Raw genomic sequence first — 14,946 nt, forward strand, 5'->3', positions numbered from 1 at the left:
GAGCGCGTAGGTCCAGTTGCCCTCTTTGTCGATGGTGAAGGTGCCGTGTGCGCCTTTTACCTGAGTCTGGGGCTGGAACACCGCTTCGCCGTTGTCGACATCGGTAGTGACCAGCTTGCCGCCGGTGGTGAGGGTGACATCCTCTTTGACGGCACCCTGGTCAGCGCCGGTGATGGTGGCGGTGTCATCGGTGCCGGTGATAGCGACGGTGACGGTGTGCTGGGCGGAGCCGTCAGCACTCTTGACCACGAAGGTTTCGCTGGGCAGGGACTCGCCCTCTTTGAGGGCCTGCACCAGCGGGTCATTGTTATCGAGCGCGTAGGTCCAGTTGCCCTCTTTGTCGATGGTGAAGGTGCCGTGTGCGCCTTTTACCTGAGTCTGGGGTTGGAACACCGCTTCGCCGTTGTCGACATCGGTAGTGACCAGCTTGCCGCCGGTGGTGAGGGTGACATCCTCTTTGACTGCACCCTGGTCAGCGCCCGGTGTGGCAACGCCGATGGTGGCGATGTCGTTGGTGCCGGTGATGGTGATGGTCACTGTGGCCGGGGCACTCTGGTTGCCACTCGGATCGGTTGCAATATAGGTAAAGGAGACCTGTCGCGTCTCACCCTCTCGCAGGGATTGAAACTCGGGGGAGGGAATATATTGGTAACTGCCATCGGCATTGAGGGTCAGCTGACCGCTCTGCACGCCGCTCACCAAGGTGTAACCCTGGGGATTGATGCCGTCGCTATCGATATCCCGTGCCGCCGGAACCTGAGCGAACAGGGTTTGTGTATCTTCCGAAATGATCTGCTGCTGATCAAAGGCAACCGGGGGATGCTCTATCTTGCCGGCGATCTCATCACCCGGCAGCGCATCCTGGCGTTGCGGGTCACGGCTGTTATGGGTCGTATCAAAACCCGCTTCTGAAATTGTTGCTCTGGCGGTTCGCTCGGTCACGATGGAGCCCGCATTACCGGAACCCTGAATGCCAGCGGTATTGCCGGTAGCGGTCGCACCGCCGCTGGCGGTTGCCTGGGCGAGGTCGGTCGGATCTTGCCCATCCTGAATGGCCTGCTGGATGGCAGCCAGCTCCTGCTCAATCGTGGGGTCGATTGCTCCCTGATCGGAGGGGGTGGTTTCGCTGGGAATATGGTTATCCACACTCTCCATTGCAGGCGGTGACAGTTCTACCTCCGAAGGGGATACCAGTATCACACCCTTAGGAAGCATATCGCCGACATTAACGGCTTTGATTGAGCCATCTTTTAAAATGATCCAGCACTCTCCTTGGGCTTGAGTAAGTTCCATTGCTTGATCGAGTAGGATTTTGTGCATGTTGCGTGTGTTCCTAATAGTCTGAACTGATAAATTTATAATTTTAAAAGAGATCTGTGCCTTCCAATGCGCTAAGGAGAGTGCATGGAATAATAGGATGGTTTATTAGCAATGAGTTTGTTATACATTCATTCTCTGCGGGAGAAAGTAGAGCATAACGTTTACTCCAAACGTGTTTACATTATGTTTATTGTTATTTAACTGTTTTTATTGTTGCCAGTTCATATCTGGAATCTGGACCCAGACATTTTAGGTGCTCATTATGTAAGCGCATATATATTTTTAATGAGAATAAAGAAATTTAAAGGTGTTTAATTGGAAAACGATTTCATCGTCGATAACGATGCCATGATAGCGGGGTGAAATTCACTTACATATCAGTATTATAGGTTTTTATTATAAGTAATCGTCATTTTTACCGGCGTTTACGTGGTTTTCCATGGTGAGGATGTGAAAGAAAGTGAAGTGTTTTAATTGTTCGTTTACATAGTGGCAACGATCCAGAAAAAATAAGTTTTTAATCCGCATGGCCATCGTGTTGATGGTATGAATATGTAGTCAGAAGTGTGAATGTTAATACTACTATGCAGTAGGATGTGGGCTGGTAACACATTGATCTGTATCTTGTAACAGTATCTTCTGTCGCTGGCTGTTGCATATCGCTCCTATGGGTTGCTTTCAGAACGGGTGCGAATATTTCCCATCTTCAGCCTGCTCAGGCCCGTATTAGACGAGCTGATCGTTGCATCTTTGAGCATTTCTATCTGTCGAATGGAAAAAGTTATTCTGCTAATCGTTTTCCGCTTTTTATGTGATGGAGATCACTGTACCATCGCCGCCCGACCTGTCACCCGGCCGCATCTCCCCCCTGCGACGGCGCTGGCGTCACCCGATACATGCTGTCACCCGGAACGTGAATGACCCCAGGATGGGACCCGCCACTAACCTGTAGGTTTGTGGTCTGCGTGTCGCGTGGGTCGGCACCTCTCCCGTCCGATCTTCCGCGATACCTGTCTGCAGACTTGCCATATGAAACTCCTCTCTTCATAGGTGCAAGATGACACTGTTATTGAGTCTGGTCGGTATACTGGCCCTGATGTTTATTGCCTGGCTGGCCAGTGAAAACCGCCGCGCTATCCGCTGGCGAACGGTATTGGGTGCGCTCGCCCTGCAGACCGGCTTTGCCGCGCTGGTACTCTATTTCCCCCCCGGCCAAGCCATTCTTGGTGCCATGAGCAATGGCGTCTCTGCCCTGCTCGGTTTTGCCGATAGCGGGATAAGCTTCGTGTTTGGCGATCTGGCCAGCAACGGCTTTATCTTCGCGGTGCGGGTGCTGCCGCTGGTGATCTTTATCAGCTCCCTGATCGCAGTGCTCTATCACTTCGGCATCATGCAGTGGGTGATCCGGGTGTTGGGGGGCGGTATTCACCGCCTGCTCGGCACCAGCCGTGCTGAATCTCTGGTGGCCACCGGCAATATCGTCCTCTCGCAGGGGGAGTCACCGCTACTTATTCGCCCCTTCCTCGCCAGCATGACCCGCTCCGAACTGTTTGCGGTGATGACCTGCGGCATGGCCTCGGTAGCTGGCTCGGTGCTGGGCGGTTACGCCGCGCTGGGCGTAGATCTCAAATACCTGATTGCTGCCTCCTTTATGGCGGCGCCGGGTGGTCTGCTGATGGCAAAACTGCTGGTGCCCGAGCAGCAGCAAGTGTGCGATCAAGAGGAGATCCCGTTGGACAAGAGCGATTACAGCAACGCCATCGATGCGCTGGCGGGTGGTGCCATGAACGGCATGAAGATCGCCGTGGCCATCGGCACCATCCTGCTGGCCTTTGTCAGCGTGATCACCATGATCAACGCCGGTCTCACTACCGTGGGTGATTGGTTCGGCTGGGCCGATCTCTCCTTGCAACAGCTGCTGGGTTATCTGTTTGCCCCGGTGGCCTGGCTGATTGGTGTGCCTGCCAGCGAGATGATGGCGGCAGGTTCGCTGATTGGTCAGAAGGTGATCATGAACGAGTTCGTCGCCTATCTGGACTTTGTCCAGATCAAGGATGGCTTGAGTGCCCATACCCAGATCATCATCACCTTTGCCCTCTGTGGCTTCACCAATTTGGGCTCTATTGCGGTGCAAATTGGTTCTATCGGCACCATGGCACCGGAGCGCCGCCACGATGTGGCCAATATGGGTTTAAAGGCGGTGCTGGCTGCCACTCTGGCCAACCTGATGAGCGCTACCCTGGCCGGGATCTTTGTCTCACTGGCCTGATGGTTGACCCGATAGCCGGTTAGTCAGCGGTAAAAACAAAAGACCCCCTCTTGTCGTTAGGCAAGAGGGGGTCTTTTTATGGCTCATTGATAACGATGAGAGGGCGCTATCGATTCGGCAGAGCACTTCACCTTCACTTCACCGAGCGGGGGTAGGGTAAGCACAGGTTTTCAGTTGGAGCTTTATGATATGCCTACCATAGTCACTCACGCCGCCGTACCGTTCTGCCTTGGGCTCGGGCTTGGCAGCCGGATTATTCCGCCGCGCCTGCTGCTGGCGGGGGTTGCCATCGCCATGCTGCCCGATGCCGATGTGCTCGCCTTCAAACTGGGGGTCGCCTATGGCCATGTCTTTGGCCACCGCGGCTTTACTCACTCCCTGCTGTTCGCCTTTGCTCTGCCCACTCTGGTCATGCTGTTTTACCGCCAGCTTAAGGCCAGTGCCGTCACCGTCTGGTCATTTCTGCTGGTCTCTCTGCTCTCCCACAGCTTGCTCGATTCCCTCACCACCGGCGGCAAGGGGGTTGGCTGGCTCTGGCCGTGGTGTGACGAGCGCTTCTTTGCCCCCTGGCAGGTGATCCGGGTCGCTCCCTTCAAGCTGGAGGCCTATCTCACCGCCCGAGGCGAAGCTGTGATCCTCTCCGAGCTCTACTGGGTCTGGCTGCCGGGGGTTGTATTGATGCTGATATTGATGGGGTGGCGGGTGTGGGGAAGGGGTCCTAGGGGATGCGGAGACTGGCGGCCAAATGATGAAGAGAGTCATAGCTGTGCCACTGGGTGGCGCAGAGGGCGAGCAGGGCTGATGCCTCCAAGGCGCCTTGTTCCCAGTGCCGGAGCAATATCCACAGGGCATGCAGTATGCAGAGACCCAAGCTCACCAGATATATGAGAGCTAACGCCACTTCAATTAAATCCGATATACCGTAGGGATCATTAGGATTGTGATAAAGCAGGTCATAGCCAAAGGCGCGAAATCCGAGTCTTAACAGAAACAGGGAAAAGCAGAGGGTGGCCAGTTGTTTTGTTTTTCGGCTGATTTTTGTCATGCAACGTATCAAATCTTCCAAGGCTAACTTTTGGGGCTGAGATGCAGCAGAGCTGGGACACCCATTTTTTTGAATGTTGGCTATGCCATGTCTGGCTCAGAAAGGTGGGTGTCCCAGATTTGATTTTTTACGTGGAGTAAGTAAATCTTTAACCTATTGGATGTCGACCAATAGTTATTTATTAAGCTGTGGGTAAAGTGGTACGACATCCAATTTTTTAAATTTGACTTATATTGATTTATATTAAATCAACTAACTCTCTATCGGTTGTTTCATTGGATGAAATAATACTTCTCGCTTTTTCAATTGCATTGTCAATGTAGGAATCAAATGTTATTGCAATCGGCAGTACTTTTTCAAAGCACTCTTCAAAAAAGAATGTGGGAACACTGTCTTTTATCTCTACTGTGTGACTCCTTACCTTGTTTTTAGTTTTAGTGATACCATTATAAATAATATTTTCGACTTTTTTCTCTGTTACTGATGATAGAGCTTCATGCAATGGACGAGTATAGGGCAAATGAAAGTACATAGATTTATAGACCAATGACTCATTTATGTTAATTCTGAAAAGTCTCGTTCTGCCGAGATAATTTTTGTTTTTCTTTGCCAATGGTACACTGAGTCCATCTATAAAAAACTTTATAAAGCTTTCAACTAATTCATGCTCATTGTTATTTTTAATATGATGTCTCACTTCCTCTAACAGGGGAATAGTATAATATTTATTGAAATACAAATTATCCATTTCTTCTAAAAGGGATAGGAAATTATGAGCTTCACTACTTCTAGCTTTCGATAGTTTCAATATTATCTTTTCATACATGCGTTTTTTATCGTCGGGGTTTAGGCTGGAAATTAATAATGCAGCAAAGTATTCTTGAAGAGATCTATGTGCAAATCCATATATTCCATTATCCTCAACCCATAAACAAATTGCTGATTTTAGATCGTTGACTAATTTAGATGGTGAAAATTCAAAATCAATTTTCCCTGACACAACTTTTAGCTGTGATTGAATGTAAGTAAAATCCCAGTCATATTTCGAGTCAAAATAAGATAAAAAACAAAACTTTTTAAGTATCTCTTCGAATTGCTCCTGATCTAACCCGCTAACTTTTTCTCTTACATAACCTAATTTTGTTTTACTATCATGTTCAGAAAACAATGCATTTATAACTCTTCTGTAGAATATACACTTCTTATTTGGAACTGATGCATTACTTTGAAATGTTAGAATGTAAAGTGATAATAGCAACGGGTTAGCAAGAAAGCTTTGTATATGTGAGTTTGAGTTTTCTCTAATAGAGGTAACTATTTTCTGCGCGAGTTCAGCCTCATCTTTAAGTTGTTTGAAGACAAAGCCATCAATATCGCCACTATCTATAGATAGTTTCTGTATAAAGGAATTATGGAATAATGGCAGATTCTCTATATTTGAGTATGGTCTACTAGTTAGCACATATTTATTATCTGAGAACGTATGGCAAAAATCATTTATTTCATTGGCAATTATTTGTTTGCTATTGCTATTTAATTCATCGAAACCATCTAGAAAAAAGACGAACTTTCCAGAGTGTAATAGGCGTTCAATTATCCTTTCATTTTCTGAAATTTTATTCTCGAAAATTTTTTCAATAATGTGCTCTTTTAAACTACCTGATTTTCCATTTAGATATCGTAGTTCAATCATTATTGGTATAGCATACTTAAGTCGTATGGAGTTTATAAATAAATGTTTTACCAACGTGCTCTTGCCACTTCCTGCATCACCAATCACAGTAATAAAATTAACGTTTTTAAATACATCACTAATATAGTCTGTTTTTAATACCTCATTATTTAGAGAGAGTTTTAGTGGGTAATAGATATCATATATGTAAACAGGAGTGTTACCCTTTAATAAGGTTTTTAAATGTGAGTACCGTTCAAGTTGCTTTTCTAAATATCTTTTTATTCCCGTCTTTAATAATGCATTGCCTTCATCCACAAGCTCATTGAATATTGACTTACCATTGGAAATTAGATCGGAGACAAGTGTTGATACTATAGTCTCTAGTAATTTTTCATCCATAAATACTCCAACATAGAAATATACATTTCTGTAAATGTAGTAAGTGACTTAATTGCTTAAAATAAAGTCACCAAGTGAGTTTATTTGATTTTATCCGGGGGGCATTTTTAATGACTATTTTTATACATGTATGAATATAATTCCATCTCGTATGTTGGGCTAAAAATCGTAGGTTGGTGCTGAACGGAGTGAAGCCCAACGTTTACCGCGAAATATACCTGTAAATCTGTTTTACGGATCTGGTACATCCTTGTTTATCCCGCTCTGGTTGGCGCAATGATGCTCGCCTGCTGGGCTTTGCTACACGCTGCATCAACCTACAAAACCACGCTACCGCCCCTGAGTGACAGCCCCCAGTTCGCTGCTTTTAACCCGCGAGATATCAACAATCGCTGCCATAGTGTTCCCGAGAGGTTGATTGTCGTTTGGCTATCTTAAGGGGGAGCCTGGCGGGTTGAGAAGAGGGGTTTAGCGGGAATCTGTGCTGGATCAACAAATTAGTCATTGCACCCAGTGCTGGGTGATCACTCGCTTTGCTAGTGAATGCGAAGATACCCTCACCCCAGCCCTCTCCCAAGGGGAGAGGGGGCTTGTTCACTGTTGCACGGTAGCCTCAGGCGGGCACGGTTTTGATCCCCCTCTTATTCGCTGAGGCGAGACCTCTTGTCCAGGCCGCGAGGCAGGATGCCGAGCGAGCGGCGCTGGGCCATGGATGGCCCATCGGCGCGTGCCGTTGGACAAGAGGGTGAGCCGAAGGTACCCGACGTCAGTCGGGCGAATAAGCGGGGGAGAAGACCTTTGGTGACTTTGGGTCTTTCCAAAGTCACTCGCCCCAGCCCGTAGGGCGGGCGAAACTCCGTCGAGGGCAGCGCCCTCGCGTCCTGCGTGCTAAAGCCATGCCATCAGGAATATCCGCTAGATCGGGCGTTCGGATTAACTCCGCCTGGATCGCGAACGTCCGAATACGCTTCGCTATTCGAACCTACGATTCGATAATTCCGGGGGATTATGGGTTCCCTCACCCTGACCCTCTCCCAAGGGGAGAGGGGACAAAGACGTTGGGGCGGCAACAAGCAAAAAATAGAAAGGGAGCCTATCAGGCTCCCTTTTCGCAGACATGGCCAATGGCATTTGGTCAATGCCGCCCCTTATCGATTGGTCGCGGCCTTCATCCCTTCCACAAACTCTTTCAGGCGAGTGAGCATATGCTCCGGGTTCTGGTGGTGTGTCTCGATAATCTTCACCACGGCGGAGCCGGAGATGGCACCGGCGGCGCCAGCGGCAATGGCTTCACGCACCTGAGCTGGTTCGCTGATGCCAAAGCCGAGCAGGGCGGGGGGCGCCTTGAACTCGCGCAGGGTGTTGATCAGGCCATCCACAGGCATGCCAGCCTTGGTCTCAGCGCCGGTCACACCGGCGCGGCTCACCAGATAGGTGTAACCACTGCCGAGCTCCGCCACCTGTTTCAGGGTCTCGGCATCGCCATTGGGCGGGGCGATAAAGATGCTGTCGATACCGAACTTGTCGGCGGCCGCCTTGTAGGGGGTGCACATCTGTACCGGCACATCGGCGACCAGCACCGAATCCACGCCCGCCTGCTGGCACTTCTCGTAGAAGCCGTCAATTTTGCGCACATAAACCAGGTTGGCGTAGACCAAGAGGCCAATGGGCAGCTGCGGGTACTTGGCGCGGATGCGGCCGAGCAGCTCAAAGCAGTCGTCCGGGGTGGTGTGGCTCTCGAAGGCGCGCAGGGCGGCACCCTGAATGGTGGGGCCGTCCGCCACCGGATCGGAGAAGGGAATGCCGAGTTCGAGGGCATCGGCGCCCCCTTCGACCAGCGCATCGACGATGGCCAGTGACAATTCGGGGGTGGGGTCACCCAGCATCACGAACGGCACAAAGGCGCCCTGATTGACCGCATCCAGACGGGAGAAAAGTTGTGCGTAACGGTTCATTTGCAGGTTCCTTCTTTCTCAAAGCTTTCTGTTTCCAAGATATCGGCAACGGTGAAGATATCTTTGTCGCCACGGCCGGAGAGGTTGACGATGAGCACCTGCTCTTTTTCCGGTTCACTGCGGGCCATCTTGAGGGCGTGGGCCAGCGCGTGGGAGGACTCCAGCGCCGGGATGATCCCTTCGGATTTGGCCAGCTCCTGGAAGGCGTCCAGCGCCTCCTTGTCGGTGATGGAGACATACTCGGCGCGGCCGATGGAGGCCAGATGGGCGTGCTGCGGGCCGACAGAGGGGAAGTCGAGCCCCGCCGAGACGGAGTAGGACTCCTGAATTTGCCCCTGCTTGTCCTGCATCAGGTAGGAGTGCATGCCAAAGAAGACCCCCTTGCTGCCGTGACCCAGCGGCGCACCGTGCTCGCCACTCTCGATGCCGTGGCCACCCGGCTCGACCCCGATCAGGCGCACCTCTTTGTTGTCGATGAAGTCGGCAAACATGCCGATGGCGTTAGAACCGCCGCCGACACAGGCGATCACCGCATCGGGCAGCCGCTCCTCTTTCTTGAAGCACTGGGCCTTGGCCTCTTCGCCGATCATCTTCTGGAACTCCCGCACGATAGTGGGGAAGGGGTGCGGACCGGCGGCGGTGCCGAGCAGGTAGTGGGCGGTGTCGTAGTTGGCAGCCCAGTCGCGCAGCGCCTCGTTACAGGCATCTTTCAGGGTGCTGGAGCCGGAGTGCACCGGAATGACGGTGGCCCCCATCAACTTCATGCGAAACACGTTGGGCTTCTGGCGCTCACAATCCTTGGCCCCCATGTAGACCCGGCACTTGAGGCCGAGCAGGGCGCAGGCCAGTGCGGTGGCGACGCCATGTTGACCGGCGCCGGTCTCGGCGATGATCTCGGTTTTGCCCATCCGCTTGGCCAGCAGCGCCTGACCCAGCACCTGGTTGGTCTTGTGGGCGCCGCCGTGCAGCAGGTCTTCACGCTTCAGATAGAGGCGGGTCTTGGTGCCCTTGGTCAGATTGCGGGTCAGGGTGAGCGGGGTCGGGCGACCGGCATACTCGGTCAGCAGCTCCTGAAATTCGGCGATAAAGGCCGGGTCTTCCTGGGCATCGACGAAGGCTTTTTCCAGCTGAAGCAGGGCGGGGATGAGGATTTGGGGTACATACATACCGCCAAATTCACCAAAAAACGGGTTGAGCAGGGTCATGGTTTCTTCCTTATACCTTGAGTCAAAAACGGAACATCAAAAACGATACAGAGATCCAGTGGCCGCCTTAGAGCGCGCGCAGGGCGGCGAAGGCGGCGGCGAGTTTGTGGTCATCTTTCTGGCCCGGGGCACTCTCTACCCCCGAGTTGAAATCAAGGCCGAGGCAACCCACTTGAGCGGCTTGCAGGGCGTTGTCGGGATTCAGGCCCCCCGCCAGCATCAGTTTGCTCTTGTCGAGATGGGCCAGCATTGCCCAGTCGAACGCCTGACCCGTGCCGCCGCTCTGGCTGCCCACTTTTGTATCCAGCAGCAGCCGATCCGCCGGATAGTCGAGGGCGGGCAGCGGCTCGCCGCTTGTGATTCCAACGGCTTTCCAGATCTGGCAGCCAGCTGGCAGCAGCGGACGCAGCGCCTCGATATAGGCGGCATCCTCATCCCCATGCAGTTGCACCGCGGCGAGCCCCAGCGCCTCCACCGTTTTGGCGATGGTCTCTTGCTGGGCGTTGCGAAACACCCCCACATAGGAGAGCGGCGCACCCGCCATCACGGTACGGGCGGTGGGAATGTCCACGTAGCGCGGGCTTTTCGCCACAAAGATCAGGCCGCCAAACACGGCGCCCGCCTGATGGGCCGCAGCGGCATCTTCGGCGCGGGTCAGGCCACACACCTTGTTCTGACCCAGAGTGAGCTTGCGCACTGCTGCTTCCAGATCCGGCTCGGCCATCAAGGATGAGCCCACCAAAAAGCCTTTGGCGTAGGGGCGAAGATCTGCCACCTGAGCGCGGTGGTTGATGCCGGATTCGCTGATCACCACCCGATCGGCGGGAATGTCTTTGGCCAGCTGTTTGGTGCGGTTGAGATCGACGCTCAGGTCCCGCAGGTCCCGGTTGTTGATGCCGATCACCGGCGCGCCCAGGGCGATGGCGCGGGTCAGCTCCTCTTCATTGCTCACCTCGGTGAGCACGCCAAGGCCCAGCTCTTTGGCCACCGCGAACAGGGTGCGATAGCCCTCGTCGGTGAGCACCGAGAGCATCAAGAGGATGGCGTCCGCCTGATAGTGGCGGGCCAGATAGACCTGATAGGGGTCAATCATGAAATCCTTGCAGAGCACCGGCTGCTGAACGCGGGCGCGCACCCGCGGCAAAAAGGCGAAATCCCCCTGAAAGAACTTCTCGTCAGTCAGCACCGAGATGGCGGTGGCGTATTTGCCATAGATGTCGGCGATGGCCTCCGGGCTGAAATCGTTGCGGATCAGCCCCTTGGAGGGGGAGGCCTTCTTGCACTCCAGAATAAAGCGGGTAGAGCCTGCCTTGAGCGTGCCGACGAAATCCCGATCGCTTGGGGTCAGCGCGCTCTGGAAGCTCTCCAGCGGCTGGGCCAGCTTGCGGGCGGCAACCCACTCCTGCTTGGCCGCCACGATCTTGCCGAGAATGGTCTGGCTGATGGAGGCCATGTTCAGAAAAGCATGGGGGGCGATAAGGTCTGACATCTCGTTATCCTTGCGAAACTGGCTCTTGCCCTGCGGGCGTTCTGAATGACTGCTGTGCGATGTGGTGGCTGACATCATGCCTCCTGATGGCCCGCTTCCTGATGGCTAAGAATGGCCAGTTGGGTGGCCAGCTCTGCTGCCTTGCCGCTGGCCAGCACTGCCAGCACCTGTGCCGCCGCGCTCTTGAGATCCGCCGCCTTGCCCGCCATCAGCAGTAGCGGGGCCACGTTGGCGGCGATGGCGGCGTTGTGGGCCGGAGTGCCTTGCCCTGCCAGAATGGCGGCGGTGATGGCGCGGTTCTCTTCCGGTTCCCCTCCCTGAATGGCGCTGACCGGATAGGTATCGAGGCCAAAGTCAGCCGGGGTGATCATGAATTCGCGGATCTCGCCGTCACGGATCTGGGCCACCTGGGTCGGGCCGTGGATGGCAATTTCATCCAGCCCGGCACCGTGCACCACCATACCGGTTTTCAGCCCCAGTGCCAGCAGGGTTTCTGCGATGGGGCGCACCAGCTCGGGGGCATAGACCCCCATCAGCTGATAGGTGGGGCGGGCGGGGTTGATGAGCGGCCCCAGCACGTTGAACAGGGTGCGGGTCTTGAGGGCCTGACGCACCGGCATTGCGTGGCGCACTCCGGCGTGATACTGGGGGGCGAACAGGAAGCAGATGCCAAGCTCGTCCAGACAGTGGCGCGCCTGCACCGGGCTCATGTCGAGCTTGATCCCCATCTTGTCGAGCAGGTCGCTCGAACCCGACTTGCTCGAGACCGAGCGGTTGCCGTGTTTGGCCACTTTCAGGCCGCAGGCGGCGGCGACCAGCGCCGAGGTGGTGGAGACGTTGATGGTGTTGAGACCATCGCCACCGGTGCCGACGATGTCGCAGAACTCGTAGTCCGGACGCGGGAAGTCGCGCGCTTCCGCCAGCAGCGCTTCGGCGGCACCGGCGATCTCCTCCGGGGTCTCTCCCTTGATCTTGAGGGCGGTCAGCAGGCTTGCGAGCACTATGGGATCCACTTCGCCACGTACCACCTGGCCGAAGGCGTCGCGGGTACTTTCACGGCTCAGAGACTGACCCTGATAGAGGGTGTTGAGATGTTGATGCATGTTGGTCTCCTTACCTTAACGCGCGCCGCGTGTCGAAAAAATGCTTTCTGGGCGGGTGATATGGGCGAGTGCCTGAGTCAGCAGGCGGGCCCCTTCCGAGGTCATGATGGATTCCGGGTGGAACTGGAAGCCCAGCACCCTGTCGTCCTGCTGCTCTATGGCCATGGGCATGCCCTGATAGTGGGCAATCACCGTCAGCTCTTCCGGCACATAGGTAGCGACCAGCGAGTGGTAGCGGGCCACCGGCAGCGGGCTCGGCAGACCGGCGAAAGCGCCGTGGCCGTTGTGCTCAATCAGGGATCGCTTGCCGTGGACGATTTCACCCGCCGCACCGACGGTGCCGCCGTAGGCTTCGCACAGGGCCTGATGGCCGAGGCAGATACCGAGGATCGGCACCTGACCGCGGGCCAGCTTGATAAGGTCAATCAGGCAACCCGCTTCATGGGGCGCGCCCGGCCCCGGCGAGAGCACCAGCACCGCATCCCCTTCGCAGGCAGCGATTTCGCTCATGATGCGGCTCGCCGGCAGGCTGTTGCGGTAGATCCGCACCGGATAACCGAGGGAGCGGAACTGGTCGACGAGGTTGTAAGTAAACGAATCGAAGTTATCGAGCAGGAAGATATTAGTCATGGCTCACGTCCTTATGTTGCTCCTGCTGGGCGCTCAGGGCTTGCAGGGAGGTGCCATGGCTGGCGGCGATGGCGGCCAATACGGCGGCTGCCTTGGCGCGGGTTTCATCCGCTTCGGCTTGCGGTTTGGAGTCATAGACCACCCCGGCACCGGCCTGCACATGGGCCACGCCATCTTTGACAAACGCCGAGCGGATCACGATGCAGGTATCCATCTCGCCTGCGCCGTTGATATAGCCAACGGCGCCGCCGTAGCTGCCACGACGTTTGCCCTCCACCATGCGAATGAGCTCGCTGGCGCGGATCTTGGGGGCGCCGGTGAGGGTGCCCATGTTCATGCAGGCCTGATAGGCGTGCAGGGCGTCCAGATCAGAGCGCAAGGTGCCGACCACCTTGGAGACCAGGTGCATCACGTGGCTGTAGCGATCCACTTTCAGCAGCTCCTTGACGTAGCGGGTGCCGGGCTCCGAGATGCGGGCGATGTCGTTGCGGCCCAGATCCACCAGCATCAGGTGTTCGGCCACCTCTTTTTCGTCCTGACGCAGCTCCAGCTCGATGCGGCCGTCGAGATCCCGGTTGATGCTGCCATCCGGGTTCAAGCCGCGGCGGCGAGTACCGGCGATGGGGTACATCTCGACGTCGCGGCTGGCGGCGCAGAATTTCACCGCGCTCTCCGGCGAGGCACCAAACAGGGTGAAGTTTTCATCCTGCACGTAGAACATGTAGGGGCTGGGGTTGGTCTGTTTGAGGCGGCGATAGGCGGCCAAGGGGCTAGGGCAAGGCAGGGAGAAGCAGCGGGACGGCACCACCTGGAAGATGTCGCCACGGCGGATAAAGCCCTTGAGCTTCTCCACCTCGGCGCAGAACTGCTTGTCGCTCTTGTCCACACTCATGCCGCCGGTGAGGGCCGCAGTGGCCAGCTCGGCGCTCAGGGGCTGTTGGCAAAGCTGTTTGAAGTCGGTGAGCCGTTCGCTCAGGCGGGTGTATCTGTCATCCACCTGGCTCTCGTCGCTATCGCCGCCGAAGATGCAGGCCAGCAGTTGGGTAGAGCGCTCGATATGGTCGATGGTGATCAGGGTCTCGGCCACATAGAAGCAGTAGTCGGGGCAGTTGTTGCTCCCCTCCGGCACCTCTGGCAGATCCTCGAAGGAGGCGATCAGGTCGTAGGCGAAGCTGCCCGCCATAAACAGCGCCTCGCTGTTCGCGCTAGCGTCAAGAGAGCCCAGCTGGCACTGCAGCTCTTGTTGCAGGGTGCGCAGCACGTCCAGTACGCTGCTCCCCTTGAGGCGGGAGTCTTCATCCTGCTCCCGATCGGAGGCCGGGAAGTCGAGTTGCAACTCGCCATCTACTAGCGAGCGGGCAACCACCGCAGGCAACCGCTCGGCCAGCAGGCTCTGCAACTGGGCGCCGTTGTCGTTGAGGGTGCGCACCCGCACGGTGCGGCCATGGCACTCGATGCGCAGGCAGGCATCTACCAGCAGCAGGCTCTGTTTGCCCGCCTTGGAGTCGATCTCGACTGATTCCAGCAGCAGGTTGTTGGGGCGACCCTGACAGAGGCGGGTATAGAGCGCCAGCGGATCAGCCACGTAGGGGGCGTTGAGTTTGAGGGTATCGAATTCACCCAGAGGAAGGCGATGAGTGGCTGTCATAGTGCGTTCCCTTGCGTGTGATGCGTTTTACCGATGTTCATGACATTGAATTCCTTGAAAATTAAATTGGTTTAGGCGGTTTCATCAGGGGCGCCATCGCCAGGTCAGTGTTCTTGTCTGAATTCTCGGTTTCATCACAGGTCCATTTGCCGGATAATAAAAAAGCCCGCTGGGGTCAGCGGGCTTTTTATTTGGGTTCTTAATTTGC

General features: G+C 55.0%; 8 protein-coding genes and 2 pseudogenes. 2 read left to right on the forward strand and 8 right to left on the reverse strand.

Annotated elements, in window-relative coordinates; genetic code table 11:
* Positions 1-9 precede the first annotated feature (9 nt).
* Positions 10-1,320, reverse strand: a pseudogene (locus CF137_RS07140) (retention module-containing protein); the annotation flags it as partial.
* Positions 1,321-2,377: 1,057 nt separating this feature from the next.
* Here CF137_RS07140 and CF137_RS07145 point away from each other — a divergent pair.
* Both CF137_RS07145 and CF137_RS07150 read left to right on the forward strand, forming a co-directional pair.
* Positions 2,378-3,589 (forward strand): NupC/NupG family nucleoside CNT transporter, encoded by a 1,212-nt coding sequence (locus CF137_RS07145; protein ID WP_042020650.1) that lies wholly within the window; start codon positions 2,378-2,380, stop codon positions 3,587-3,589.
* Positions 3,590-3,778: 189 nt separating this feature from the next.
* Positions 3,779-4,306: pseudogene (locus tag CF137_RS07150) on the forward strand (metal-dependent hydrolase); the annotation flags it as partial.
* Positions 4,307-4,872: 566 nt separating this feature from the next.
* On the opposite strand, the gene CF137_RS07160 reads toward CF137_RS07150, so the two are convergent.
* The 7 genes from CF137_RS07160 to CF137_RS07190 form a co-directional block, all read right to left on the reverse strand.
* The gene (locus tag CF137_RS07160; protein WP_139718520.1) at positions 4,873-6,708 is read right to left on the reverse strand and encodes an NACHT domain-containing protein; all 1,836 of its coding nucleotides are present in this window, start codon (positions 6,706-6,708) and stop codon (positions 4,873-4,875) included.
* Between the two features lie 1,148 nt (positions 6,709-7,856).
* Positions 7,857-8,663, reverse strand: a complete 807-nt coding sequence (gene trpA, locus CF137_RS07165; protein WP_139718521.1) for a tryptophan synthase subunit alpha — start codon at positions 8,661-8,663, stop codon at positions 7,857-7,859.
* Positions 8,660-9,868, reverse strand: a complete 1,209-nt coding sequence (gene trpB / locus CF137_RS07170) for a tryptophan synthase subunit beta (protein ID WP_139718522.1) — start codon at positions 9,866-9,868, stop codon at positions 8,660-8,662. Before trpB ends, trpA begins: the two co-directional genes overlap by 4 nt.
* Positions 9,869-9,935: 67 nt before the next feature.
* Positions 9,936-11,432, reverse strand: a complete 1,497-nt coding sequence (gene trpCF, locus CF137_RS07175) for a bifunctional indole-3-glycerol-phosphate synthase TrpC/phosphoribosylanthranilate isomerase TrpF (protein ID WP_162515882.1) — start codon at positions 11,430-11,432, stop codon at positions 9,936-9,938.
* Positions 11,432-12,460 (reverse strand): anthranilate phosphoribosyltransferase, encoded by a 1,029-nt coding sequence (gene trpD / locus CF137_RS07180; RefSeq protein ID WP_139718523.1) that lies wholly within the window; start codon positions 12,458-12,460, stop codon positions 11,432-11,434. Before trpD ends, trpCF begins: the two co-directional genes overlap by 1 nt.
* Before the next feature lie 15 nt (positions 12,461-12,475).
* The gene (locus tag CF137_RS07185; protein WP_139691323.1) at positions 12,476-13,090 is read right to left on the reverse strand and encodes an aminodeoxychorismate/anthranilate synthase component II; all 615 of its coding nucleotides are present in this window, start codon (positions 13,088-13,090) and stop codon (positions 12,476-12,478) included.
* On the reverse strand, positions 13,083-14,738 hold the full coding sequence (locus CF137_RS07190) for an anthranilate synthase component 1 (RefSeq protein ID WP_139718524.1): 1,656 nt from the start codon (positions 14,736-14,738) through the stop codon (positions 13,083-13,085). The genes CF137_RS07185 and CF137_RS07190 overlap by 8 nt, the downstream gene beginning before the upstream one ends.
* Positions 14,739-14,946 lie beyond the last annotated feature (208 nt).

Source organism: Aeromonas sobria, from assembly GCF_006243315.1.
GTDB lineage: Bacteria > Pseudomonadota > Gammaproteobacteria > Enterobacterales > Aeromonadaceae > Aeromonas > Aeromonas sobria_A.

Coding starts and splice junctions, on each gene's coding strand:
- CF137_RS07145 (WP_042020650.1), top strand. CDS start 2,378: ATGACACTGTTATTGAGTCTGGTCGGTATACTGGCCCTGATGTTTATT.
- CF137_RS07160 (WP_139718520.1), bottom strand. CDS start 6,708: ATGGATGAAAAATTACTAGAGACTATAGTATCAACACTTGTCTCCGAT.
- trpA (WP_139718521.1), bottom strand. CDS start 8,663: ATGAACCGTTACGCACAACTTTTCTCCCGTCTGGATGCGGTCAATCAG.
- trpB (WP_139718522.1), bottom strand. CDS start 9,868: ATGACCCTGCTCAACCCGTTTTTTGGTGAATTTGGCGGTATGTATGTA.
- trpCF (WP_162515882.1), bottom strand. CDS start 11,432: ATGTCAGCCACCACATCGCACAGCAGTCATTCAGAACGCCCGCAGGGC.
- trpD (WP_139718523.1), bottom strand. CDS start 12,460: ATGCATCAACATCTCAACACCCTCTATCAGGGTCAGTCTCTGAGCCGT.
- CF137_RS07185 (WP_139691323.1), bottom strand. CDS start 13,090: ATGACTAATATCTTCCTGCTCGATAACTTCGATTCGTTTACTTACAAC.
- CF137_RS07190 (WP_139718524.1), bottom strand. CDS start 14,738: ATGACAGCCACTCATCGCCTTCCTCTGGGTGAATTCGATACCCTCAAA.